We start from the raw sequence: 23,437 nt of genomic DNA, 5'->3' as shown, positions 1-23,437 counted from the left end.
GCGACATGGGGGATGCGATGGCGCGGTGGCAGTTTTGGATCGACCGCGGCGGCACCTTCACCGACGTGGTGGCGAGGCGTCCCGATGGCGGGGTCGTCACGACCAAGCTGTTGTCCGAAGACCCGGATCGCCGCTACGACGCCGCCGAAGCCGCGATCCGGCAATTGACCGGCGTGGGTGACGGGCGGATACCGGCGTGCGGCATTCGTATCGGTACCACGATCGCGACGAACGCCCTTCTGGAGCGACAGGGGGAGCCGGTGCTGCTGGCGATCACGCGCGGCTTTGGCGATGCGCTGGCGATCGGCTATCAGGATCGGCCCGACATCTTCGCGCGCGATATCCGTCGCCCGCCGCCGCTGTTTGCGCAGGTCGTCGAGATCGACGAGCGCGTGACGGAGGACGGCGCCGTCCTGACCCCGCTCGACCGCGAGGCGGTGGCGGCGGCCTTTGCAAAGGCCCATGCGCGCGGGTTGCGCTCGATCGCGATCGTCCTGATGCACGGCTGGAAACATCAGGCGCATGAGCTGGCACTGGCCGAATTGGCCGAGGCGGCGGGCTTCACCCAGATTTCGGTCAGCCACCGAACCGCGCCGCTGATCCGGCTGGTCGCGCGCGGCGATACGACGCTGGCCGACGCCTATCTGTCGCCGGTGCTGGGCCGCTACGTGCAGGGCTTGGAAACCGGGCTGGGTGAGGCGGCCGCCGGGGGGCTGTTGTTCATGCAGTCGAGCGGCGGGCTGGTCGCGGGCGATCGTTTCCATGGCAAGGACGCGCTGTTGTCGGGTCCGGCCGGTGGCATCGTCGGCATGGCGAGCACGGCGATGGGGGCGGGCTTCGACCGGGTGATCGGGTTCGATATGGGCGGCACCTCGACCGACGTGTCGCTGTTCGCGGGCAGTTACGATCGTCGCTCCGACGCGGTGCTGGCGGGCGTGCGCGTCGCCGTGCCGATGATGCGGATCGACACGGTCGCGGCGGGCGGCGGCTCGATCTGCCATTTCGACGGGGGGCGGTTGCTGGTCGGCCCGGCCTCGGCAGGGGCGGAGCCGGGACCGGCCTGTTACCGGCGCGGCGGGCCGCTGACAGTCACCGACTGCAACATGATCCTGGGTAAGATCCAGCCGGGGCACTTCCCCGCGCTGTTCGGGCCAGATCGCAACCTGCCGCCCGACCGCGCCGCCGCCGAGCGCGCGCTGGACGCACTGCTCGACCAGGTCGAGGCGGCGACCGGCGAGCGGCTCGATCCCATGGCGGCGGCCGAGGGACTGGTGGCGATCGCGGTGGCCAGCATGGCGCGCGCGATCCGTGCCGTCTCGGTCGCACGGGGCGAGGACCCGGCCTCTTACGCACTGGCCTGTTTCGGCGGGGCGGGCGGCCAACATGCCTGTCTGGTCGCCGATGCGCTGGGCATGGCGCAGGTGCTGATCCATCCACTGGCGGGCGTGCTCTCGGCGGTCGGCATCGGGCTGGCCGATCGCAGCGTGGTGCGCGAGGCGACGGTGGGCCTGCCGCTGGGTGACGAGGCGCTGGACGGCGCGCTCGCCGAGCTTCGTGCGGCCGCGATTGCGGGGCTTGCCGAACAGGGCGTCGATCCGGCGGCGGTGCGGCTGACCGTGCTGGCGCAGCTTCGTTATGCGCGGAACGACCAGACGATCGGCGTGGCGTGGGACGATCCGGAAGTGATGGCCGCTGCCTTTGCCGAGGCGCATCGGCAACGCTTCGGCTTTGTCGGCGAGGACGCGCTGGTCGTCGAGCAATTGCGGGTCGAGGCGATTGCGGGCGGCGAGGCGCAGGACCTGCCCACGCCCCTTCTCGCCGAGCGAACCGCCGATCCGGTCGACCGCGTGGCGATGTATCTGGCGGGCGAGCGGCATGAGGTGCCGGTCCATAGCCGCCAGGGGCTGGCGGCCGGTGCGGTGCTGGCGGGGCCGGTGCTCATCATCGATCCGGTGTCGACCGTGGTTGTCGAGCCCGGCTGGCAGGCGCGCGTGTTGCCCGAGGGGACGCTGCTGCTGGAGCGGATCGCGGCGCGGCGAGAGCAGGCGGTGGAGGAGACGGTCGATCCCGTCCGGCTGGAAATCTTCGCCGGGCTGTTCATGGGCATCGCCGAGGAAATGGGCGCAGCGCTTCAGCGGAGCGCGGCCTCGGTCAATATCCGGGAGCGGCTGGATTTCTCCTGCGCCATCTTCGACGCGGACGGCGGGCTGGTCGCCAATGCGCCGCATATCCCGGTTCACCTGGGGTCGATGGGAGAGAGTATCCGCACCGTCATCCAGGCACGCGGGGGCACGATGCGCGAGGGGCAGGTCTATGCGCTGAACGACCCCTATCGCGGCGGTACGCACCTGCCCGACATCACCGTCATCATGCCGGTCTTTGCGGGCGGGGAGGAGGCACCCGCCTTCTTCGTCGCGGCGCGCGGGCATCATGCCGATGTCGGCGGCACGACGCCCGGCTCTATGCCGCCCGACAGCCGGACGCTGGCGGATGAAGGCGTGGTCTTCGACGATGTGCTGATCGTCGAGGACGGCGCCATGCGCGAGCAGGCGATCCGCGAACTGCTGGCCAGCGGTCCCTGGCCCGCGCGCAATGTCGACCAGAATATCGCCGACTTGGCCGCGCAGGTCGCCGCCTGCGCGCGCGGGGCCGACGGACTTCGCCAACTGGCCGCGCAACAGGGGCAGGGCGTCGTCACGCGCTACATGGCCTATGTCCAGGCCCATGCCGAGGCGATGGCGCGGCGCATGATAGCGACGCTGTCCAACGGTCAATTCCGTTACGAACTGGACGATGGCGCGGTCGTCGCGGTGCGCGTGACGATCGATGCCGAACAGGGCAGCGCCACGATCGACTTCACCGGCACCAGCGAACAACGGCCAACCAACTTCAATGCGCCCTTGGCGGTAACGCGCGCCGCCGCCCTGTATGTCCTGCGCCTGCTGGTCGATGAGGCGGTGCCGCTGAACGAAGGGTTCCTGCGTCCCGTCACGCTGGTCGTGCCCGAAGGATCGATGCTCAACCCGCGTTTTCCAGCGGCGGTGGTGGCGGGCAATGTCGAGGTCAGTCAGGTCGTGACCGACACGCTGCTCGGTGCATTGGGGGCGATGGCGGCCAGTCAGGGGACGATGAACAACCTGACCTTCGGCGACGACAGCTATCAATATTACGAGACGATCGCGGGGGGCGCGGGCGCGGGGCCGGGACATGACGGGGCCGATGCGATCCAGACGCACATGACCAACAGCCGCCTGACCGACCCGGAGGTGCTGGAGACGCGCTATCCCGTGCTGCTCGACCAATTCGCCATCCGGCGCGGATCGGGCGGTGCGGGGGAGTGGCATGGCGGCGACGGCACGATCCGCCGCCTGCGCTTCCGCCAGCCCCTGCGCGCGGCGATCCTGAGCAACCGCCGGGTCGTGCCGCCCTTCGGCCTGAACGGTGGCGAGGCAGGACAGCCGGGCCGCAACCGGGTCGAGCGAGCCGATGGCAGCGTGCAGGACCTAGCCTCGACCGCCGGAATCGCCATGGGTGAGGGCGACGTTCTGGTCATCGACACGCCCGGCGGCGGCGGCTTTGGGCGGGGGATACGCTGATGTGGGTGCTGGCGGGGATCGTCGTCATCGCGGGCGGCTTCCTGCTTCGTTTCAACCCGCTGTTGGTCATCATCGCGTCGGCGCTCGTCACCGGCTTCGCGGCGGGGCTGGACCCGGTTCGGATCGTCGCGACCTTCGGCCATGCCTTCAACGAAACGCGCTATGTGACCGCGATCTACATGGTCCTGCCGGTGATCGGCCTGCTGGAACGGCGGGGGCTTCAGGCGCGGGCGCGGGCGCTTGTCGGCGGGCTTCGCGGTGCGACGGCGGGGCGGCTGCTGACCGGCTATCTGCTGTTCCGGCAGCTCACGGCGGCGCTGGGCCTGACGTCGGTCGCCGGGCCTGCCCAGACCGTCCGCCCGCTGGTCGCGCCGATGGCGGAAGCCGCCGCTGAGCGCCAGGGCGGCGCGCCCGACGACGCCGAAAGGGTCAAGGCGATGGCGGCGGCGACCGATACCGTCGGGCTGTTCTTCGGCGAGGACATTTTCCTGGCGGTCGGATCGATCCTGCTGATGAAGGGCGTGCTGGAGGGCTATGGCATCATGCTGGAGCCGTTCCAGCTGTCGATCTGGGCGATCCCGACCGCGATCGCGGCGTTCGTGATCCATGGCACGCGGCTATGGTGGCTCGACCGGCGGCTGTCGCGGGGCGGCGCGCGATGATCGGGCTGAACCTGGTCTATGCGGCGGCGGGGATCGTCTTTGCGGTCTTCGCGCTTCTGTCGGCGCGCGACCGGCGCTGGGCCAATGCCGCCTTCTATGCGCTGATTACCGTGTCGTTTCTGTTCGGCAACCGGCTGGGTGACGTCGCCAATGGCGTGCTGGTGTTGGCGCTGGTCGCCATTGCGGCATCGGGGCGTATGCGTCGCGCCGACGCGGTCGAGCCAGCCGAGGATTGCCATGGCGCGAAGGTGTTCGTGCCCGCGCTTGTCATCCCGGCGGTCGCCCTGGTCGGCACGCTGGCGTTCAAGCATGTGCCGACGCTGGTCGATCCCAAGCAGGCGACGCTGGTGGCGTTGACGCTGGGGACCGTGATCGCCTTGGTCCTTTGCGGCGCATTGCTGCGCGCAAGGCCCGCCGAACCCTTCGTCGCGGGGCGCGGGCTGATCGACGATGTCGGCTGGGTCGCGGTGATGCCGCAGATGCTGGCCAGCCTGGGCGCGGTCTTCGCGCTGGCCGGGGTGGGCGGTGTCGTCGGCGAACTGGTCGGCGCGGTGATCCCGGCGGGCAGCGTGATCGGCGCGGTGCTGGCCTATGCGCTGGGCATGGCGCTGTTCACCATCGTCATGGGCAATGCCTTCGCCGCCTTTCCGGTGATGGCGGCGGCGGTGGGCGTGCCGATCCTGATCCGCCAGATGGGCGCGGACCCCGCCGTCGTCGCGGCGGTGGGGATGCTGGCGGGCTTTTGCGGGACGCTGATGACGCCCATGGCGGCGAACTTCAATCTGCTGCCCGCCGTGCTGCTGGGCCTGAAGGACAAATATGCGGTGATCCGCGCGCAGGTGCCGACCGCGCTGCCGCTGCTCGCCTTCAACATCCTCCTGCTTTACGGAATGATCGCATGACCCGGTTGGACCGATCCGTCGCCGAACGCTTCGCCGCCATGACGCTCGGCCATGTCGGGCGCGAATATCCCAATGTCCTGATGCACGTTCTGAACGGGCCGGAGGATGCGCGTACGCCATCCGAACTCCACCCGATCTTCTATGGCAGCTATGACTGGCATAGCTGCGTGCATGGCTGGTGGCAGTTGCTTCGGCTGATCCGCCACTATCCCGATCTGGAGGCTGCGCCCGCCATCCGGGCGCGGGCGGATGCGATGTTCGTGCCCGAGAAGGTCGCGGGCGAGCTGGCCTATCTGGAGCGGCCCGGCGCGGCGGGGTTCGAGCGTCCCTATGGCTGGGCCTGGATGCTGGCGCTGCATGACGAGGCGAGCCGCCATGACGCAGGCTGGGCCGGGATGCTGGAGCCGCTCGCCCGGCTTTTCGCGCGTCGTTTCGCCGACTTCCTGCCGCGTCTGACCTATCCGCTGCGGGTCGGCACCCATTTCAACAGCGGCTTTGCCCTGACGCTGGCATGGGACTGGGCCGAGCATCGCGATCAGGGGCTCCGCTCGCTGATCGCGCAGAGCGTCATTGGCTGGTTCGCGCGCGATGCCGATTGCCAAGCCTGGGAGCCGGGCGGCGACGAGTTTCTGTCGCCTGCGCTGGCCGAGGCCCTGGTCATGAGCCGCGTCCTCGACGGCCCCGGTTTTCGCGAATGGTTCGACGATTTCCTGCCGCGGGTTGCGATCGGCGAGCCCGCGACACTGTTCACGCCCGCCATCGTGTCCGATCGAAGCGACGGCAAGATCGCGCATCTCGACGGACTGAACCTGACCCGTGCCTGGTGCTGGCGGGTGATCGCCGCGAAGCTGGGACCGTCGCATCCGGTCACGAACCGCGCAAAGGCGACGGCGGAGGCGCATCTCGCCGCCAGCCTGCCGCATCTGGGTGACGACTATATGGGCGAACACTGGCTGGCGACCTTCGCACTGCTGGCGCTCGAAGCTGGTTGATCGAAAGAGTAGAAAGTTCTGTCACGAACATGACAGCTGAATAATCTTAATTTAAGCAGTCGCCTCTATTCCTCCTAATCATTCAAGGAGGGGTGTCGCAATGAACGTATTTGTCCCGCGTCTGATGTGTGGCGTAGCTTTGTGTGTGTTTTCAGTGGCTCAGGCACATGCCGAGACTTCACCTGTCGTTGCATCGGCCGGTGCGGCCAAGCCTGCCGAGGCGGCGAGCGGCGCTGCGAAGGACAATGCGATTGCGGCGAACAAGGACGCCATCGTCGTCACCACGACGGCCCAGAAGCGTTTCGAGAATATCCAGAACGTACCGCTGGCGGTTCAGGTCATTTCCCCCGCCGAACTGGAAGCGCATGGGGTGCGCCACTTCCAGGAACTGGGGAAAGTCAGCCCGTCACTGGTCATCCGCCCGGCCGAACAGCCGGTCAACGGCACCGTCTCGCTGCGTGGCGTCGGCACGCTGGCCTTCGGCATCGGCGTCGAGACCGCCGTCGCGATCACCGTCGACGGTGCGGCGCTGCCCTTCATGGCGCGCGTCTATACCGATCTGCCCGATATCGCCCAGATCGAGGTGCTGCGCGGCCCGCAGAGCACGCTGTACGGCAAGGCGGCCTCGGCGGGCCTGGTCAAGATCATGACCGTGCAGCCGACCGACGATTATCATGTGCGCGGCAACATGACCGTCACCGGCGACCGCGAATATGGCGCCAATGTCAGCTTGACGGGGCCGATCAGCGATACGCTGGGCTATGTCTTCTCGACCGGCTATTCCGACTGGGACGGCAACGTCCGCAACCTGTTCAACGGCAAGCGGACCAACGGCCGCGAAACCTTCAACACGCGCGGCAAGCTGCGCTGGAAGGCGTCGCCGGACGTCACCTTCACCCTTTCGGGCAATTATGTCGACGGCAATGCGACGATCGCGCGGCCTTTCGTAGCGGTCGCGTCGAACGCGCTGCTGCGGGGTGTCGCGGGGCAGACCCCGGCGGTCATCTTCCCCGGCGTGACGCTGGACCGGGACAATCAGGACGTCAGCAACAACTACTGGTCGCACAACAAGTTCTCGGGCGGCGGCGCGCTGCTGCGCAGCGAGGCCAATATCGGCCGGATGAACGTCCTGTCGCTGACCTCCTATGACCGCTTCCGCCTGGACGATTATCTCGACCATGATGACTCCTCGTCGTCAGCGGCGGTCGGCAGCAATATCCAGGTCGGCGCCTTCAAGTCGCGCATGTTCACGCAGGAATTGCGCCTGCTGTCGCCCGGCGAGGATGCGTTCCGCTATGCGCTGGGTGTCTATTACGCCAATACCGGGTTCGATCGCCCGTTCCAGCGGGGCCCGGTCTTCTCGCTCGCCAACTGGTATGCGACGACGAGTTCGCGTCAGATCGCCGGTTTCGGCCAGATCGACTGGGAGTTCGTTCCGAAGCTGACCGGCACGGTCGGCGGTCGTATCCAGAACGAGCGGGTCAAATACACCTTCGCCGACAATCTGGCGCGCACCAACTATGCCGGACGCGCGGACGATACCGCCGCGACCTATCATCTCGGCCTGACCTATCAGGCGACGCCCGATGTCATGACCTTCGCCAGCTATTCGACCGGCTATAAGGGCCAGACCTATGACCTGACGACCGGGTTCAACCAGAACCGGGCGGCAGCGGGGCCGGTCAAGCCGGAGCGGTCGCGCGACCGGGAACTGGGCATCCGTACCCAGTTCTTCGACCGGCACCTGACGCTGAACGCGACGCTGTTCGATACCGACTATACCAATCTCCAGGCGCAGACGATCGAGACGCTGGCGGACGGCACCAGCAACTTCCGCCTGACCAATGTCGGCAAGTTCAACACGCGCGGTATCGAGATCGAGACGGCGGCGCGGCTGGGCCGTGACATCGCGCTACGCGGGGCGATCACCTATCTGGATGCCAAGTACACGTCCTTCCCCTCGGCGCAATGCTATCCGATGCAGACGGCGGCGCAGGGATGCAGCGGCTCGCCCGCGCGCCGCGATCTGACTGGCGTTCGCGCGCCGCAGGCCCCGGTGTGGAAGGGCAACTGGTCGGTGGATTACACCCCGCCGCTGACCGACACGCTGGACGGCTTCGCGCAGGTCGCCGGGGAGTATCAGTCGAGCCTCTATTATGTCGCGGCCGATCCCCAGACCTTCCAGCCGGGCTTCACCATCTTCGACCTGCATCTGGGCGTCCGCTCGCATGACAAACGCTGGGACGTGACGGCGTTCGTCAACAACCTGTTCGACCAGCAATATTATGCCTCGCTGGTGAACACGGCGGGCAACTTCGCCGGGCGTATGGCGACCCAGGCCGTGCTGCCGCGCGACTTCCGCCGTTATGCGGGCGTCCGGTTCGGCGTGAACTTCTGATCTCTTCCTCCCCTGCAAGGGGAGGGGGACCATGCGCAGCATGGTGGAGGGGGGGGGCTATCGAGAGCGGGACACCCCTCCGTCAGGCCTGACGGCCTGCCACCTCCCCTACAAGGGGAGGAATGCTACTGGCATCAAATCTTCAGATGCGCCGTCCGGTCGCGCTTGGCGGCCAGCGCCTGACGCACTTCGGCCACCGCGCGGGCCTCGCTGGCGATCAGCAGGCCTTCGAGTGCGGCGGTCAGGTGCCGCTGCATCGCGACCCGCGACGCGACGGGATCGCGCGAGCGCAACGCCTCCAGGATGGCGGCGTGATGTTCGACGATCGGGCGGACATCGATCTCGCGCACCTTGGCGTCGAGCAACACACTCTCGGCCGAGCGCAACCGCTGTTCCCAAAGGCGGTCGATCGTCTCCAGGATCGCGCTGTTGCGCGTCGAGCGGGCGATCAGCGTGTGGAACGCGCGATCGGCATGGAAGGCGCCGCCGACCGTGTTGTTTTCTTCCTCGATCGCATCGACCAGCGTCGCCAGCTCGTCCAACTCGCTGTCGGTGATCTGCGAGGCCGCCAGCGCCGCCGCTTCCGGCTCGAACAACAGGCGCGCCTCGGCCACCTCCATTGCGGAGACGCCGAAATCAGGCGTCTCGCCCTGGCCCGGCAGCGCCACGACATGCGCACCCGACCCGATCCGCACCTCGATGAAACCCTGGACTTCCAGCGCGATCAGCGCCTCGCGAATGACCGGGCGGCTGACGTCGAACCGCGTCGCCAGCTCGCGCTCGGCGGGCATGCGCGTGCCGATCGGGTAGCGGCCCTCCTGCAACTCGGTGATGAGCGTGCGGGCGAGTTCCCGGTAGAGCCGGTCCTGGGTCGTGTTGTTGTCCATCGCGACCCTTATAGGGGGCGAGGCGGGATGCTGGTCAAGCGCCAGTGTCAGACCAAATCATGTCAGGCCAATCGGGACATTTCGCCGCGATGGGTTTCGACGACGACCGTCCCGGCGGCGCGTGCGGCCTCCGCCAGCCGGGCATCCGCCGCGTCGGTGACGAAGAAGTCGACATCCCCCATGTCGCCGACCCGGACGGGCGCTGCGCGTTCCAGCTTGGAGCCGTCGATGGCCAGCAGTACCTGCCGCGCCTGGGCGATGATCGTCTGCGATACCCGCACCTCGTCCACGTCGAAGTCGAGGAAGCTGCCGTCCGGGTCGATCGCCGATGCACCGATCAGCGCCATGTCGACCTTGAACCCCCGGATGAAGTCCATCGCCAGCGCGCCGACCACCGCACGGTCGCTGGCGCGGACCCGGCCGCCTGCGGCGATCACCTCGATCGAGGGGCGGCCGCCCAATATGTCGACGACGTTCAGATTGTTGGTGATGACCATCAGGTCGCGGTGATCGACCAGCGCCCTGGCGATCGCTTCGGTGGTGGAGCCGATATTGATGAACAGGCTGGCTCCGTTGGGCACCAGCGCGGCCGCCGCCGCTCCGATCGCGGCCTTGGCGGGGGCGGCGACGCTGCGCCGCTCGGCATAGGCGAGATTGTCGGTGCCCGATGTCACGACCGCGCCGCCATGGACCCGCGCCAGCATCGACTGGCCCGCAAGGATGTTGAGATCCTTGCGGATCGTCTGCGGCGTCACGCCCAGTTTCTCGGCCAGTTCGTCCACGCCGACGCTGCCCGTCCGCCGCGCGACGTCGAGGATCGCGGCATGGCGGGCCGCGACGATCTCCGCCGATCCGGGGGCGGGGGGCTTCACGCCACACCCTGCCCGGCCAGATAGGCGGCCAGCCGCTCGGGTGTCTCGGGGGGCACGTGCAGGCCCAGCTTGCTGCGGCGATAGAGGATGTCCTCCACGGTGCGCGCCCATTCTGTCTTAACCAGGTAATCGACCTCGGCGGTGTGCAGCCCGCCGCCCAGATCGGGGCCAAGATCGCCCTGGCCCAGCACCGCATCGACGCGCGCGCCATAAGCGCGGGCCAGACGGCGCAGCAGGGCGGGGGGCAAGGCAGGATACCGGGCGGTCAGCGCGCGCAGGAAAGTGTCGAAGTCGGCGTCGGCGATATCCCCGCCGGGCAGCGCGGCCCCCGCCGTCCACGCCCCCCCGGCCGCGGGGAAGAAGCGCGCCAGTTCGCGCATCGCGTGCTCGGCGAGCTTGCGATAGGTGGTGATCTTGCCGCCGAAGATGTTGAGCATCGGCGCCCGGCCTTCGCCCTCCGCACCCGTATCGAGGTCGAGCACATAGTCGCGCGTCACCGCCGAGGCATTGGCCGAATGATCGTCATAGAGCGGCCGGATACCGGCATAGCTCCACACGATATCGGCTTGCCCGGTCTTCCGCGCGAAATAGCGGTTTACCGTGTCGAGCAGATAGCTGGTCTCCGCCGCGCTGATCGACGCCTTGGCGGGCGCATCGGTCCAGGGTTCGTCGGTGGTGCCGACCAATGTGAACCGGCCCTCATAGGGGATGGCGAACACGATCCGCCGGTCGTCATTCTGCAGCATGAAGGCATGGTCGCCGTCATAGAGTTTCGGCACGATGATATGGCTGCCCTTGACCAGCCGGACCCCACGATCGCGCCACGCCCCATGGGTGCGGCCGATGACGTCGGCGACCCAGGGGCCCGCCGCATTCACCAGTGCGCGGGCGCGGACGGTGCGGGTCCGACCCGCTGCTTCGGTCGTCGCGACCCAGCCATCGCCCTCGCGCTTTGCATCGACCAGCGTCGTGCGGGTCGCGATCGTCGCACCGCGCTCGGCCGCGTCCATCGCGTTGAGCACGACCAGGCGGCTGTCCTCGACCCAGCAGTCCGAATAAACGAAAGCCTTGCCCTTTCGCGGCGAAAGCCCGTCACCCAGCGGTGAACGCTCCAGCGCCACCGTGCGCGTACCCGGCAGCTTTTCGCGACCGCCCAGATGATCGTAGAGGAACAGGCCCAGCCGCACCATCCAGGCGGGGCGCGGCGACTGGGTCTGCGGAAGGACGAAGGACAGCGGCCAGATGATGTGCGGCGCCATGTTCAACAGCCGCTCACGCTCGATCAGCGCCTCTCGCACCAGTCGGAACTCACCATATTCCAGATAGCGCAGGCCGCCATGGATCAGCTTGGTCGAGGCCGAGGAGGTGTGGCTCGCCAAATCGTCCTGCTCGACCAGCAGCACCGACAGGCCGCGCCCGGCGGCGTCGCGCGCGATCCCCGCGCCGTTGATGCCGCCGCCGACGATCAGCAGGTCTATCCTGTCCATCGCATGGTCCATCATACCGCTTGTCCCTGTTCCTGAGCGCATCCCTTGCTATACCATGTCAGTGAAAAACGAAAGCATTGACGTTCGTATGAAAGCGTGTGACCGTTTGAAACGAAAACAAGGAGAGGGGTGAGCGATGGCGTCGCACATTCTGGTGATCGATCAGGGCACGACCTCGACGCGCAGCATCGTGTTCGATGGACAGGCCCGCCGGGTCGCCATCGCACAGGCCGAGTTCTCGCAGCATTACCCCGCGCTCGGCTGGGTCGAGCATGATCCGGAGGATATCTGGCGCGATGCGCTGGCCACCGCGCGCAAGGCAATCGCCGAGAGCGGCGTAGCCCCAGCGCAGATCGCCGGGATCGGTATCACTAACCAGCGTGAGACGGCGGTGGTCTGGGACCGTGCCACCGGCGAGCCGATCCACCGCGCGATCGTCTGGCAGGACCGCCGCGGCACCGATCTCTGCCAGAAATTGAAGGCCGACGGCGCCGAGGACTTGGTGCGTGAGCGAACCGGCCTGCTGATCGACCCGTATTTCTCGGCAACCAAGCTCGCCTGGCTGCTCGACCATGTCGAGGGTGCGCGGGCACGGGCGGAACGCGGCGAACTGGCGTTCGGCACGATCGACAGCTTCCTGCTCTGGCGACTGACCGGCGGCACGGTCCACGCGACCGATATCACCAATGCCAGCCGCACGATGCTGTTCGACATCCATCGCGGCGTGTGGGACGAAGAACTGTGCCGGTTGCTGCGCGTGCCGATGGCGATGCTGCCGCAGGTGCATGACAACGCCCATATCTTCGGCACCACCGCACCGGACCTGCTCGGCGCGGCGATCCCCATCGCGGGCATGGCGGGCGACCAGCAGGCGGCGCTGTTCGGGCAGGCCTGCTTCCGCCACGGCATGGCCAAGTCGACCTATGGCACCGGCTGTTTCATGCTGCTCAACACCGGCGAGACGGCGGTGGCCTCCAGGCACCGGCTGCTGACCACGCCCGCTTACCGCCTGAACGGCCGGACGACCTATGCGCTGGAGGGGTCGATCTTCGTCGCAGGGGCGGCGGTGAAGTGGCTGCGCGACGGGCTGGGCGTCATCACCCATGCGAGCCAGACCGATGATCTGGCGACGCAGGTGCCCGACAGCCACGGCGTCTATATGGTCCCTGCCTTCGTCGGTATGGGCGCGCCCTATTGGGAGCCGGATGCGCGCGGCGCCATCTATGGCCTGACGCTGGGGGCGAGTGCCGCGCATCTGGCGCGCGCGGCGCTGGAGTCGGTCGCCTATCAGACGATGGACCTGGCCGAGGCGATGATGGCCGATGCGGGGGAGGGGCCCGCGATCCTGCGTGTCGATGGCGGCATGGCGGCGAATGACTGGCTGTGCCGCTTCCTCGCCAACATGATCCAGACGCCGGTCGAACGGCCTGTTGACCTCGAGACGACGGCGCGCGGAGCGGCGTTTCATGCCGGGTTGGCGACCGGCTTATGGTCGGGCCTCGATGCGCTGGAAAAGCTCTGGTCGCGGGAGGAATGTTTCGAACCTTCCATGGCGGAGGATGCCCGCGCGCCACTGGTCGCCGGGTGGCGCGACGCGGTGGCGCGGACGCTGGCCAAGCCCGGCGCGTGACCATGGCGAAGCGACCGCTGCTGGTCGGCAACTGGAAGATGCACGGCGATGGCGGCGACCTGGCCGTCATCGTCGCGATCGGTGAGGCGGCGCGGCGGCATCCGGCGGTGGATGTCGCGCTGTGCTTGCCTGCGACCCTGATCGACCGGGCGCGACGCGTCTGCCCCGGCCTCGCCATCGGGGGGCAGGACTGTCATCCCGAACCGAATGGCGCGCACACCGGCGATATTTCCGCCCCGATGCTGCGCGAAGCGGGAGCCTCGCTGGTCCTGCTCGGCCATAGCGAACGGCGGCAGGATCATCACGAGGACGACGCGCTGATCGCGGCCAAGCTGCGCGCCGCGCGGGCGGCGGGTCTGGAGGTGATACTGTGCGTCGGCGAGACGGCGGAGGATCATGCCGCCGGTCGCTCGGCGGAGATGGTTCGGGGGCAACTAACCCTTTCACTCGCCGGGATGAACGGGCAGGGGATCGCCATCGCCTATGAGCCCGTCTGGGCGATTGGCGGTGACCGGACTCCCGAACCGAAAGAGGTCGCGGGCATAGCCGGGCTGATCCGTGATACGGTTGCGGAGGCGCGCGTCCTTTACGGCGGCTCGGTGACGCCCGATAATGGAGAGGCGCTGTTCGTGGACGGCGGGATCGATGGCTTCCTCGTCGGTCGACAAAGCCTGGATGCAGATGCGTTTACTGCGATCCTGAAACTGATGGACGGGACGGCACGCTAGAGCATGATGACATGAGGTTAACTCACCCCTCCCCTTCAGGGGAGGGGCCGGGGGTGGGGCGCCGCCGCAAGCGTGCAGCCCCTGGCGAGGCCCCACCCCAACCCCTCCCCCGAAGGGGAGGGGCTCTCCTTGGTTCAACGCAACGTCACCACGGTCTAAACTTCCTCCCCTGTAAGGGGAGGGGGACCAGCGAAGCTGGTGGAGGGGTGTCCCGCTATCGAAAGGGTGACACCCCTCCGTCAGGCCTGCGCCCTGCCACCTCCCCTTGCAGGGGAGGAAGGCGGGGTGTCCGGCACCACCCATTCGAATGTCGTCACGGCCATCGGCAGCAGGTTCAACGTCCCCCCATGCGCCTGCGCGATGCGGCGGGCGAGGGTCAGGCCGATGCCTGACCCCTCCGGCTTGGTCGTGTGGAAGGGGCGGAAGATGCGTGCCCGCTCCGGCGCGGCGACGCCCTGGCCGCTGTCGGACACGCGTACGATCAGCCGATCGACCTCCGCCGCGACGTACAGCGTCACCGCGGGGGCGACCGTACCGGCCAGGGCGGCTTCGGCCGCATTATGGAGCAGGGCCCACAGCCCTTGCGTCATCTGGTCGCGGTCGCACCAGCCGGTCGCGCCCTCGGGCACCTCGACCGACAGCATCACCCGGCCGTCGAAACGCTCGGCGAACAGGCGGGACAGATCGCCGACCAGTTCGTTCATGTCCACCGCCGCTCGCACCGGATCGGGCAGGCGCGCCAGCATTCGGTATGCGCGGGTGAAGCGTTCCAGTCCCTCGATCCGCCGGGCCAGCGTCGCCAAGATGCCGGGCAGCCTTGCGTCACCACGTTCAGCCGCCACCTGGGCACTGTCGGCCAGCGAGACGATCGGCGACAGGCCATTCAGCAATTCGTGGCCGAGAATGTCGATCATCTCGTTATCGGCATGGGCTTCGGCGGCGCGGCGTTCGGCTTCGATATCGACCAGCATCGCCAGCGTGCGGCCCAAACCTGCAACGCGCTCGATCCGCCAACTTCTGCCCTCGTGCCGCAATTGCGTCTGCCCCGCATCCAGAAGCGCGGGCGGCGTCGGGATCACCCGGTCGTCGGTGGCGAACAGGCGGCGGCTGGCCCGGTTGATCGCCTGAGCCCGCCCGGCATCGACGCGCAGCAGCGGCAGCGGGATCTGGTCGAACAGAGCGTCGATCGGCGGGCCGTCCGGGGCGGGGCGTGTCAGCTCTCCCTCCCCTCGGCCAATCCCTGCGCGCACAGCGACCCAGCATCCCATGCCGATCAGCCACGCGATACAGAGCCCCGCGCCCAGGATCGACCCCAACATGCCCCTTTGCCATGCCAGCAGGATCGCCGCGCCAAGGATGGCCAGCGCCAGCCCGGACAGCGCCGCCGCCACCGCACGACGCTGCGACAGCTCAAAGCCCATGACGCGCCATCCGGCGATACAGGGCGCCGCGACTGAGCCCCAGCGCCTGCGCCGCCTGGGTGACATTGTGGTGATGCCTGGCCAGCGCGGCCTCGATCATCGCGCGTTCGCTTTCGTCCAGGTCGAAGCTGGCGCGGGATGCGGCCGGGGCGGGATTTTGCGCGATCGGCGGGGCGAGCAAAGCGGCCTCGATCACGCCCTGTTCGCCGAGCAGCAGCGCGCGTTCGATCGCGGCAGCGAGGCCGCGTGCCTCGTCGGGCCAGTGGGCGGTCGCCAGCAGCGCTTCGGCGGCGGGGGTGAAGCGGGGTGTGGGCAGGCCGTGCCGCTCGGCTGCGACCCGCGCGAAGTGACGGGCGAGCAGCGGCACGTCCTCGCGCCGTTCGGCCAGCGCTGGGGCCGCGATCTCCACCGCCGCGATCCGCCGGGCGAGGGCGGGTGCGATCGCGACGGGATCGTCGGCGATGGCGATATAGCGATCGTCCGGACGCAATCGGTCGAGCAGCCGGGACTGGCCGATCTCGTCGAGCCGGTCGGGATGGCGGAGCAGCCAGCTCGTCCCCCGCTCGGCAGTATCGAGCCGCTCCCAGGCCAGCGGATCGCGTATGTCGATCCGCTGCATCGGTCGCCCGGTGGCGCTGGAGGCGGCATGGATCGCGGCGGCGATCAGGCTGCGCCCGGCCCCCGAAGGTCCGGTCACGACGACACCCGCCATCGTCGGCCCGACGCGGCGGATCAGGTCGCGCACCCGGCCGATGGCGGGACTGTCGCCCAGCAGGCGCGCGGGTTCGACGGTGTCCCCGGCTGTTGCCAAATGGTCGCGCGGTGTTGAACGACGATGGGCGGCGACCTCGATCTTGGCGATCAGCTCGGCATTGCGCCATGGCTTCATCACGAAGTCGCGCGCGCCCGCCTGCATCGCGGCGACGGCCAGCCGGATGCCGCTATGCGCGGTGATGACGATGATGCACGCGCCCGGATCGTCGGCGAGCAGCCGGTCGAGCATTGCCAGCCCTTCCGCCCCGTCGGTTCGCCCGGCGGCATAGTTGAGGTCGAGCAGGATCGCGTCGTAGCGCTTGGCCGCCAGACGCGAAAAGCCCTCTTCCCGCCCCTGCGCCACGTCCAGCCGGTGCCCCGCCAGATCGATCGCGATGGCCAGCGATTCGGCGATGCGCGGATTGTCGTCGATGACCAGGATAGAAAGCGCGCTTGACGCTTCGCCGCACCGTCCATTTCCGGACGGTGCGTCCGGTCCCGAACGGTCGGATTCGACCGGCTTGGATGAAAATGGCGTATTCATAGGGCTTTAGGTTTTTCGGCCGTTCGAGGTGACACTGGCGCCATGATGACCGAACAACCCGTACACGCAAGCGCTTCACCGGGGGCGGGAATGGACCGCCGGATCGCCCGCAAGGCCGTGCCTTGGTGGCGCCGCCGCCTGGTGGTCGCTGTGCTGCTGGTGATCGGCGCGGTGTCGGTGTGGCGCATGCTGCCCGCCGCAGGCTCCACCGATATCGCCGCCGCCAATATCGAGACGGGCGAGGTGACGCGCGCGGCATTCGACGATTATCTGCCGGTTCGCGCCACCGTCACCCCGCGCATCACCACCTTGGTCGGCGTGCTGTCCGGCGGTCAGGTCGAAAAGCTGCTGGCGCAGGACGGGCAGATGGTCCGCGAGGGACAGCCGCTCGCCACCCTCGCCAATCCGCAGCTGAAGCTCGACGTGCTGACCCGCGAGGCGCAGATCGCCAGCCAGCTGGGCGGCGTGGCGAGCGAGGGGCTGGGGATCGAACGCAACAAGCTCGACCGGGCGGGGCAGGTGGCGCAGGCCGAATATGACCTCATCAAGGCCAGGCGTGACCTGGGCATTCGCCGCCAGTTGCACGATCAGGGCTTTCTGTCGGATGCGGGCGTGAAGAGCTTCGAGGAGGAGGCCGCCTATCAGGAAAAGCGGCTCGCCCAGCTGAAATCGGGCCGCGCGACGGAGGCGCGGATCACCGCCACCCAGTCCGCGCGGCTGAACGATACGCAGGTGCGGCTGTCGGGCAATCTGGCAGCGGTGCGCGCCGGGCTGGAGGCGCTGACCATCCGTGCGCCCGCGAACGGACGGCTGACCAATTTCACCATCCAGCCCGGCCAGACGCTGAAACCCGGCGATCCGGCCGGGCAGGTCGACAGCGAAGGTTCGTGGAAACTCGTCGCGCAGGTCGACGAATATTATCTCGGCCGCGTCGCGGTGGGGCAGACGGCGACCACCTCGGACGGCGCCGCACTGACCGTGTCCAAGGTCCTGCCCGCCGTGAAGGACGGACGGTTCCAGGTCGAACTCGCCTTCGACAAGGCGCCCGCAGGGCTCAATCGCGGGCAGACGATCGATATTCGTATCACGCTGGGCGCGGCCAGCCGCGCGGTGGTGGCGCCGGTCGGCGGCTGGCTGGAGGCGGGCGGCAGCTCGGCCTTCGTGCTCGATCCCGATGGCGCCCATGCCCGTCGCCGCAGTGTCAAGATCGGCCGCCGCAATCCCGAACAGGTGGAGGTCCTCTCCGGCCTCAATCCCGGCGAGCGCATCGTCACCAGCAACACCGCGTCCGTGAAGGGCGATATCCTGAACATCCGATAAGGGGGAAGACCGATGATCCGAATGGAAGGCATTCAGCGCCGCTATGTTTCCGACGAGGTGGAGACGACTGCGCTGCACGATATCGACCTGCATGTCGCAGCGGGCGAGTTCCTGGCCATCATGGGGCCGTCGGGCTGCGGCAAGTCGACTTTGCTCAACACGCTGGGCACGGTCGATCGGCCGACCGGCGGGCGCTATCTGTTCGGAGATCGCGACCTGGCGGCGCTGGGCGAAAAGGAACTGGCGAAGTTCCGCGCCGAAACCCTGGGCTTCGTGTTCCAGAGCTTCAACCTGATCGACGAACTGACCATCGAGGAGAATGTCGCGCTGGGCCTCGCCTATCGCGGAGATGCCGGTGACCGGCGGGGCCGGGTGGCCGCCGCGATGGACAAGGTCGGCATCGCCCACCGGGCGCGCCACTTCCCGCACCAGCTGTCGGGCGGTCAGCAGCAGCGCGCCGCGATCGCCCGTGCGATCGTCGGCGATCCCAAGCTGATCCTGGCGGACGAGCCGACCGGCAATCTCGACACCGCCAATGGCGAGCAGGTGATGAACATCCTGACCGGGCTGAACGATGCGGGCGCGACCATCGTGATGGTCACCCACTCGCCCAGCCATGCCGACCTCGCCAAGCGCCGCATCGACATGCTCGACGGCCGCATCGTCGCCAGCGCCATGCGCGCGATTTGAAAAGGACCACGGACATGAAGAAGACACTTTCCGCCATCGCCCTCCTGTCCTTCGCCGCCGTCGGTGCCGCCGCGCAGGACGACGCCCGGACCTCGCGCAGCTTCGACGTGCACGGGTTCGACCGGATCGACATGGCCGGGTGTGATATCGCCACGGTTTCGCTGGGGTCGCGCTTTGCCGTGACGGCGCAGGGGCGGGCGGACAATATCGCCGATCTGCGCATCGACACGACCGGCGGCGCGCTGCGCATCCGGCGCAGGGACAATAGCTGCAACGGCCACGACCGGCGGGTGGCGATCGCCATCACTCTGCCGTCGCTCCAGGCGGTGAATGTCAGCGGCGCGGCGGAGATGAACCTGCCCGCGCTCGATGTTCGGGCTTTCGCGGCGGAGACCAGCGGTGCGAGCGTGCTTCGCCTCGCGGCCCTGCATGGCGGATCGGCCAGCTTCGGTCTGTCCGGCGCCAGCCAGGCGACCGTTGGCGATCTTCGGGCCGATCGGGTGAAGCTCGACACCTCGGGCGCCAGCCACCTGCGGGTCGGGGGCGCGGCGAGACAGCTGACCATCGACAGCAGCGGCGCCAGCGACGTGGAGGCCCGTGCCCTGAACGCGCCGGTCGTGACGGTCGGCGCCAGCGGGACGGCCAAGGTCCGGGTCGGCCGCGCGGAGCAGGCGCAGATCGGCGCGAGCGGCATGTCCAACGTCACCGTCGAGGGCGAGGCGCGCTGCACCGTGTCCAAGAGCGGGCTGGCCCGCATCGCCTGCGGCCGATGACCGCGTCTTCCGGGGGAACGCCATCATGAACCGCTTCGCGCTTCTGTCGCTCTATCGCTCGCTTGTGCGCCACAAGCTCTATGCCGCCCTCAACATCGGCGGCCTGGCGGTCGGCATCGCCGTCTTCCTGGTGCTCGGCCTCTATGTCCGGTTCGAGACGGGCTATGAGAAATGGCTGCCCGGGTATGACAAGCTGTACCTGGTCGAAGAATATTGGAACATGCCCGGCAGTCCGGCCAATGGCTATTCCACCGGCACGATGGGCGGGCTGATCGATCAGCTTCGGGAGGATTTCCTCGATACGGTGGGAACGCATATCCAGGCGATGGATGCCAATGTCGTGCGCGGCGGGACCGCGACCAGCGAGAAGTTCGCGTATGCCGACACCAACTTTCTCGACATCGTTCGCCTGCCGATCGTCGCCGGAGACGCGGCCCGGGCATTGCAGGCCCCGAACAATGTGCTCATCAGCGAAACCATCGCAAAACGCTATTTTCCCGGCACCAATCCGATCGGGCAGACGATGACCCTGACGGCACTCGGCAAGACCGCCAATTATCGTGTTGCTGGCATCTTTCGCGACCTGCCGCCCGATACCGAATTGACATATTCCATCCTGGCCAGGACACCCAATCCGCACCCGGACAAGATGTGGTTCCATTGGGGCAGCTCGCGCGTCTGGACGATCCTGCGCCTTGATACCCCGCAGGCGGTGAAGGACCGGCAGGCGCAGATGCGTAGCTTCGTCGATCGCCGAGGACGCAAGGATCAAGGGCCTTCGATCAAGAACCTCAGCCTGAGGATCAACCCAATCACTGACATCCACCTGCAAAGCACGCCGGGTCGCAAGATGACGGTGGCGACGCTGGGTATCGTGGGCGTACTGACCCTGCTGATCGCGATCGTCAATTATGTGAACCTGGCGACCGCCCGGGCCGGGCTGCGCGCCCGCGAGGTCGCGATGCGCAAGGTACTGGGGGCGAGCCGCAGCGCGCTGGTCCGGCAGTTCCTGGGCGAGGCGCTGCTCGTGGCGCTGCTGGCGGCGCTGGGCGGCCTGATCCTCGCCGAGCTTGGGCTGCCGATGATTAATGCAGCTGGGGGATTGAAGCTCTCGCTCGATTACGCGGTCGTCATACCAGCCCTGATCCTGCTGGCGCTGCTGGTCGGCGGGCTCGCAGGGCTGTATCCGGCGGTGTTGCTGTCGCGCTTTCCGGCGGCCGCGGTACTGGCTTCGTCACGCTCGCCGGGCGGCGGGCGGGCCGGGGCGGGAGTGCGCGAGTTGCTGGTCGTCTTTCAGTTCGCGCTTGCCATCGCCTTCATGATCGGGACGGTCGTGTTGATCGCGCAGACCCGCCACGTTCGTAACACCGATGTCGGGTTCCGCCGTGATGGCTTGGTCATCGTCAGCTCCACCAGCGACAGTGCCGTTACAGAACCGCAAATGACCGCATTTCTTGCGCGTGCGGCGTCCCTGCCGGGGGTGCGGTCGATCACGACGTCAGACTCCTCGCCGGGGGCGAGCAGCCTCAACAGCGACAGCTATGCCGTGCCCGGCAAGCCCGAACCTGGCCCCAGCTTGCAAGCGATCATCGTGTCGGAAAACTTCTTCCCGACTTTCGGCCTCAAGCTGATCGCGGGTCGCCTGCCCGATGATGCCCACCGAGCCGATGATAGCCGCAACGCCACCAATCCACCACCGAACGTCATGAACGTCGTCATCAATCGCGAGGGGGTAAAGGCCCTCGGTTTCGACAGTCCGGAGGCCGCGATCGGCAAGTCGGTCGGGCGGGACAATCCCCGCACCATCATCGGCGTGGTGGAGAATGCCCGCTTCTTCTCGCCTCGCGAGTTCATCAATCCGACCATGTACTATTACCAGTCGCGCTTCTCGACGATCCCGCGCACGACCCTGCGCGTCGAGGGTGACCCGCGTGAGACGATCGCGGCGCTGCGCGGCATCTGGCGACAGGTCGCACCGCAAGTGCCTTTCGAGGCGAAGACCGCGAACCAGAACATGGAGGAGTATTACAAGGCCGACGATCGCGCGACCCGCCTGTTCGGTATCGGCGCCGCGCTGGCCGTCCTGATCGGTTGCGTCGGCCTCTGGGGTCTGGCCTCGTTCAATACGCAGCGGCGCGTGAAGGAGATCGGCATCCGCAAGACGCTGGGCGCCTCGGCCACCGATATCGTGCGCTTGCTGGTCGGGCAGTTCCTGCGCCCCGTGCTGATCGCCAATCTGGTCGCCTGGCCGCTGGCCTATGTCGCGATGCGGGCCTGGCTGGCGGGGTTCGATGACCGGGTGAGCCTGTCGCCGCTCTATTTCGTCGGGGCGACGATGCTGGCGCTCGTCATCGCGGTGCTGACCGTGCTGGGCCAGTCGCTGCGCGCCAGCCGGGCTGCTCCCGCCTGGGCGCTGCGTCATGACTAAGCCGCGGGCATGGTTGCTGTTCGGAGCGGCGCTGGTGGTCGCTGCCCCCGCTTCGGCCGAAACGCTGCGGGAGGCGATCGCGGCGGCGTGGGAGGGCAATCCCGAACTCGCCGCCGCGCGCGCCCGGCAGGATGCGCTGGCCGAGACGCCCAACCAGGCGCGCGCCGCCGGGCGGCTGACGGCGGGGACGACGGGCAATGCTGGGTATGACCGGCTGGGCTATGATGGAAGCGGCGTGCGGACGGGTGCGGCCTCGGTCCTCGGCGGTATCAACGCGACCCTGCCGATCTGGACCGGCGCGCGGGTATCCTCGGCGGTACGGGCGGCAAAGGGCGATGTCGCGGCCGGGGATCAGGCGTTGCGCGATGCCGAGGCGGATGTGCTGGAGCGGGTGGTCGGCGCCTATGCCGACCTGCTCTATACCCAGCGGGCGGTCGACGTCGCGCGGGTCGGGATCGAGCGGCTCGACAGCCAGGTGGCGGAGGCCAGATCCCGCTACGGCCTGGGACAGGCGACCCGCACCGACGTTGCGCAGCTGGAGGCGCAGCGGGCCAGCGTCGTCTCCAGCTTGGTCGATGCGGAGGGGGCGGCGGCCACCGCAGCGGCGGCGTACCGCGCGATGGTGGGGCGCGATGCGGGCGTGCTGGACGCGACGATCGGAACGCCCGCCGCCTTGCCGCGCACGTTGGCCGATGCTCGGGCGGCGGCGGAGTCCAGCAATCCGCTGCTGCTCGCCCAGCAACGCCGGGTGGATGCGGCCACCGCACGGATCGACCAGGCACGGGCAGACCGGGCACCGGCGATCGATCTGGCCGGAGGCTATGGGCGCGGCGTGCAATGGGCGGGGGGCCAGGCGAACGGCTTCGACAGCGCGGCCAATGCGGGGCTGGCGCTGCGTATCCCCTTGCTGACCGGCGGCCTCGTCGCCTCGCGCGTGCGGCAGGCGGAGGCGACGCGGCGGGCGGAGCGGTTCGACGCGGATGCGGTGGCACGGGGCGTGGTGCGGGCCGCGGATACCGCCTGGGCCTCGCTGACCGCCGCGCAAGGGCGGTTGACGGCCAGCGCGGAGGGGTTGAAGGCAGCCGATCTGGCACTGAAGGGCGTGCGGGCGGAATATGGCTTCGGCCTGCGCTCGACGATCGACATATTGGTGGCCGACCAGAGCTATCGCTCGGCGCAGCTGGCGGTGGCGCGGGCGCAGGTGGATGTGCTGATCGCAGAGGCGGCGCTGCTGCGCGCGACGGGGCGGATGGGGCGGGGGGCGTTTGATTGAGGGGTTGGTCTCGGTAAGACCTCTTTCCCTCCCCCAACCCCTCCCGCCTGCGGGAGGGGAGAGGTCATTTGCGGAGGTAGC

At 68.2% G+C, this 23,437-nt stretch carries 17 protein-coding genes; 12 read left to right on the top strand and 5 right to left on the bottom strand.

Features of this window, described 5'->3' with window-relative positions:
* The first annotated feature begins 5 nt into the window (after nucleotides 1-5).
* From AC1GI4_RS04635 to AC1GI4_RS04615, 5 genes are all read left to right on the top strand, one after another.
* The gene (locus AC1GI4_RS04635) at nucleotides 6-3,596 is read left to right on the top strand and encodes a hydantoinase B/oxoprolinase family protein (RefSeq protein ID WP_479628731.1); all 3,591 of its coding nucleotides are present in this window, start codon (nucleotides 6-8) and stop codon (nucleotides 3,594-3,596) included.
* Nucleotides 3,596-4,258 (top strand): DUF969 domain-containing protein, encoded by a 663-nt coding sequence (locus AC1GI4_RS04630; protein ID WP_433911025.1) that lies wholly within the window; start codon nucleotides 3,596-3,598, stop codon nucleotides 4,256-4,258. The genes AC1GI4_RS04635 and AC1GI4_RS04630 overlap by 1 nt, the downstream gene beginning before the upstream one ends.
* Nucleotides 4,255-5,160: a DUF979 domain-containing protein gene (locus AC1GI4_RS04625; protein WP_479628730.1), complete on the top strand. Its 906-nt coding sequence runs from the start codon at nucleotides 4,255-4,257 to the stop codon at nucleotides 5,158-5,160. The genes AC1GI4_RS04630 and AC1GI4_RS04625 overlap by 4 nt, the downstream gene beginning before the upstream one ends.
* Nucleotides 5,157-6,152 carry a DUF2891 domain-containing protein gene (locus AC1GI4_RS04620; protein WP_479628729.1) on the top strand — a complete coding sequence of 332 codons (996 nt, stop codon included), beginning with the start codon at nucleotides 5,157-5,159 and terminating at the stop codon, nucleotides 6,150-6,152. The genes AC1GI4_RS04625 and AC1GI4_RS04620 overlap by 4 nt, the downstream gene beginning before the upstream one ends.
* A gap of 145 nt (nucleotides 6,153-6,297) precedes the next feature.
* Nucleotides 6,298-8,550 (top strand): TonB-dependent receptor, encoded by a 2,253-nt coding sequence (locus AC1GI4_RS04615; protein ID WP_479628728.1) that lies wholly within the window; start codon nucleotides 6,298-6,300, stop codon nucleotides 8,548-8,550.
* 134 nt (nucleotides 8,551-8,684) lie between these two features.
* Here the strand turns inward: AC1GI4_RS04615 and AC1GI4_RS04610 are convergent, their stop codons facing one another.
* From AC1GI4_RS04610 to AC1GI4_RS04600, 3 genes are all read right to left on the bottom strand, one after another.
* Nucleotides 8,685-9,437 (bottom strand): FadR/GntR family transcriptional regulator, encoded by a 753-nt coding sequence (locus AC1GI4_RS04610; RefSeq protein ID WP_042490680.1) that lies wholly within the window; start codon nucleotides 9,435-9,437, stop codon nucleotides 8,685-8,687.
* Between the two features lie 62 nt (nucleotides 9,438-9,499).
* Nucleotides 9,500-10,309, bottom strand: a complete 810-nt coding sequence (locus tag AC1GI4_RS04605) for a DeoR/GlpR family DNA-binding transcription regulator (protein ID WP_479628727.1) — start codon at nucleotides 10,307-10,309, stop codon at nucleotides 9,500-9,502.
* Nucleotides 10,306-11,811 (bottom strand): glycerol-3-phosphate dehydrogenase, encoded by a 1,506-nt coding sequence (locus tag AC1GI4_RS04600; protein WP_479628726.1) that lies wholly within the window; start codon nucleotides 11,809-11,811, stop codon nucleotides 10,306-10,308. The genes AC1GI4_RS04605 and AC1GI4_RS04600 overlap by 4 nt, the downstream gene beginning before the upstream one ends.
* Nucleotides 11,812-11,932: 121 nt before the next feature.
* Here AC1GI4_RS04600 and glpK point away from each other — a divergent pair, with 121 nt between their 5' ends.
* A complete protein-coding gene (gene glpK, locus AC1GI4_RS04595) occupies nucleotides 11,933-13,426 on the top strand; it encodes a glycerol kinase GlpK (RefSeq protein ID WP_479628725.1) in 1,494 nt (497 codons plus the stop codon).
* A gap of 2 nt (nucleotides 13,427-13,428) precedes the next feature.
* Nucleotides 13,429-14,154, top strand: coding sequence for a triose-phosphate isomerase (gene tpiA, locus AC1GI4_RS04590; RefSeq protein ID WP_479628724.1), 726 nt, complete (start codon nucleotides 13,429-13,431; stop codon nucleotides 14,152-14,154).
* A gap of 239 nt (nucleotides 14,155-14,393) precedes the next feature.
* Here the strand turns inward: tpiA and AC1GI4_RS04585 are convergent, their stop codons facing one another.
* Together AC1GI4_RS04585 and AC1GI4_RS04580 are read right to left on the bottom strand one after the other, a co-directional pair.
* A complete protein-coding gene (locus AC1GI4_RS04585; protein ID WP_294273259.1) occupies nucleotides 14,394-15,575 on the bottom strand; it encodes a sensor histidine kinase in 1,182 nt (393 codons plus the stop codon).
* Nucleotides 15,565-16,872 carry a sigma-54-dependent transcriptional regulator gene (locus tag AC1GI4_RS04580; RefSeq protein ID WP_479628723.1) on the bottom strand — a complete coding sequence of 436 codons (1,308 nt, stop codon included), beginning with the start codon at nucleotides 16,870-16,872 and terminating at the stop codon, nucleotides 15,565-15,567. The genes AC1GI4_RS04585 and AC1GI4_RS04580 overlap by 11 nt, the downstream gene beginning before the upstream one ends.
* 90 nt (nucleotides 16,873-16,962) lie before the next feature.
* Here AC1GI4_RS04580 and AC1GI4_RS04575 point away from each other — a divergent pair, with 90 nt between their 5' ends.
* Genes AC1GI4_RS04575 through AC1GI4_RS04555 form a run of 5 tightly spaced genes read left to right on the top strand, consistent with a single transcriptional unit; the run spans nucleotide 16,963 to nucleotide 23,356 of the window.
* The gene (locus AC1GI4_RS04575; protein WP_479628722.1) at nucleotides 16,963-18,192 is read left to right on the top strand and encodes an efflux RND transporter periplasmic adaptor subunit; all 1,230 of its coding nucleotides are present in this window, start codon (nucleotides 16,963-16,965) and stop codon (nucleotides 18,190-18,192) included.
* Nucleotides 18,193-18,204: 12 nt separating this feature from the next.
* Nucleotides 18,205-18,882, top strand: a complete 678-nt coding sequence (locus tag AC1GI4_RS04570) for an ABC transporter ATP-binding protein (RefSeq protein ID WP_294273249.1) — start codon at nucleotides 18,205-18,207, stop codon at nucleotides 18,880-18,882.
* A 14-nt stretch (nucleotides 18,883-18,896) separates the two neighbouring features.
* Nucleotides 18,897-19,655, top strand: a complete 759-nt coding sequence (locus AC1GI4_RS04565) for a GIN domain-containing protein (RefSeq protein WP_479628721.1) — start codon at nucleotides 18,897-18,899, stop codon at nucleotides 19,653-19,655.
* A gap of 25 nt (nucleotides 19,656-19,680) precedes the next feature.
* Complete coding sequence (locus tag AC1GI4_RS04560) at nucleotides 19,681-22,083, top strand: FtsX-like permease family protein (RefSeq protein WP_479628720.1); 2,403 nt, start codon at nucleotides 19,681-19,683, stop codon at nucleotides 22,081-22,083.
* Nucleotides 22,076-23,356 (top strand): TolC family outer membrane protein, encoded by a 1,281-nt coding sequence (locus AC1GI4_RS04555; protein WP_479628719.1) that lies wholly within the window; start codon nucleotides 22,076-22,078, stop codon nucleotides 23,354-23,356. The genes AC1GI4_RS04560 and AC1GI4_RS04555 overlap by 8 nt, the downstream gene beginning before the upstream one ends.
* Nucleotides 23,357-23,437: the final 81 nt, after the last annotated feature.

The organism is Sphingomonas sp. 77B, from assembly GCF_056497825.1.
This window is presented reverse-complemented; position numbering and strand designations above follow the sequence as displayed.